We start from the raw sequence: 1,915 nt of genomic DNA, 5'->3' as shown, positions 1-1,915 counted from the left end.
CTATGAAACCAGGTATTTTTTAAAAATACTATTCATTTGTAAATTATTTACCAAAAGACTTGAAAGTAGCTAAAAGACCATCGCAAGAAGTAACTGGTAATGGTTTCCCAATGGCTTGCACAATCTTTTCATTACTTACCACATAATTCTCCGTTAACTTTTGCAAACGCTCAGAATTTAAGGGTAAATGTAAATGATCTCCCAATCTTGCTATCGAGCTGATCATGTTTTGTGACAAGTTGAAAATTGTGCTTTTTTTACCTAAACTCGTAGCTAACAATTGGATTAATTCATTAGTTGACAAAGGAGAATCATCCGCCACATTATAAACCCCCGAAGGAATAGTTTCGTTTTTAAGTAATTCCTTTATCACAAAGCAAAGATTCTCGATACTCAAGAAAGAACGTTGGTTCTCGAAAGCGCCCAACGGCCATGGCAATCCTTTAGCAACAAGTTGATATAACAAATTAAGATTCCCTTTATTTCCTGGCCCATGAATCATACAAGGTCTTAATATATAAACTCTTTTTCCTTTAGGTAGTTCATGACTATATATGTATTTCTCAGCTTGATGTTTCGCAATGCCATAATGCGTTTTGGGGTTTGGTTCTTCGCCTTCACACAATACTTCTTTTACTTTATCCGCAACCGCTTTAACGGTACTCATAAATATAAAAACCGATGATTTGGATAATAAAAAAGCATCAAACAATTGTTTGGTCAACTCAAAATTAGCCTCATAATAATCCTGTGGCTTTGAAACATTCTTTAAATCGTGGGCTTTACCTGCAAGATGAATTAAAGCATCAGTCTTTATCTCAAATTGTTGATTAGGCAGGTATCTAACACTCATAGAATCAATTTCGTGAGAAGTCTTCAAATATTCACGAAGATTTGTTCCTACAAACCCTGTAGCTCCGGTTATTGCTATTTTCATTTATTTAAATTGAGACTAAGCCTCGTCATTTATTTTAGTGACAATCAAAAAAAACATCAAACTTATTAAAATATGTATTGGTAGAGTTAAAAAATAATCTACTTATTTTCTTCGCTTTTATTCGCTCCTGAATCATATTCGCGCAATACTGAAACTTTTGGATAGATTTTTAAAATTAAGCTTTATAATTCATTAAATAAAAATCTCTAAAATTCTTAATTATTCATTAGACCTTTCCAATCGTCTTTTTCAGACTTTAAGAAAATATCTGACAACCAACCTTCTGCAGAACATTTATAATATATACTTTCTGTAACATCTGTAATTGGACTAGAAAAGAAACTTTTATCTAAAACAATATTATTTCTATCAATCACGTAAAAAACATCCGGAGAATAGAATGGATATTTTTTAACTTCCGCATTTGTAGTTATCATTTTCTTACCAGATCCAATAGCCTCAAATGTACGCATCGTTAATCCTTTTTGACCAGGATGATTAATATCTAAAATTACATTAGATATTTTGTAAAGATTTATAATTTCATCAGTGCTAAGACTATTAAAACTTAATTTTTTATAATCAAATGCTTTAAAACTTTTATCAAATACTTTTTTATACCAATACACTGCTTTGCTGTACATATAGTAAAAGGTAAAAGACGAAAGTCCATTTTTTGAACACCAGTTTGAAACTTCAGTACTAATTAAATAACGATCTGAATGCGCTGTTCCTAAAAACAAAAGGTCATACTTTTTTTTTGACACATCAAAATTTTTGATGTTTTTATATTTGTCTAAATAAAATAATGGTCGAAATCCAATATTATATTTTTTAGCATCCTCAAAATCAAAACTAAATCTTTTATGAAAATATTTAAGAATAGTAGTAGGATGCGCATGATTTGTAAAGGAATCCCAAGTAAAAAATATTAGTTCACAATTGGGTTGCTGATGCTTAAATGTTTCGAGAAATATT

Annotated in this window: 1 protein-coding gene and 1 pseudogene; both read right to left on the bottom strand. The window is 30.3% G+C overall.

The window, feature by feature from the left end:
• Positions 1-43: 43 nt before the first annotated feature.
• Positions 44-937: an NAD-dependent epimerase/dehydratase family protein gene (locus tag DNC80_RS15755; protein ID WP_182652031.1), complete on the bottom strand. Its 894-nt coding sequence runs from the start codon at positions 935-937 to the stop codon at positions 44-46.
• Positions 938-1,152: 215 nt separating this feature from the next.
• Positions 1,153-1,915: pseudogene (locus DNC80_RS15750) on the bottom strand (hypothetical protein); the annotation flags it as partial.

This window comes from Flavobacterium sp. SOK18b, from assembly GCF_014156605.1.
Taxonomy (GTDB): Bacteria; Bacteroidota; Bacteroidia; order Flavobacteriales; family Flavobacteriaceae; genus Flavobacterium; species Flavobacterium tiangeerense.
This window is presented reverse-complemented; position numbering and strand designations above follow the sequence as displayed.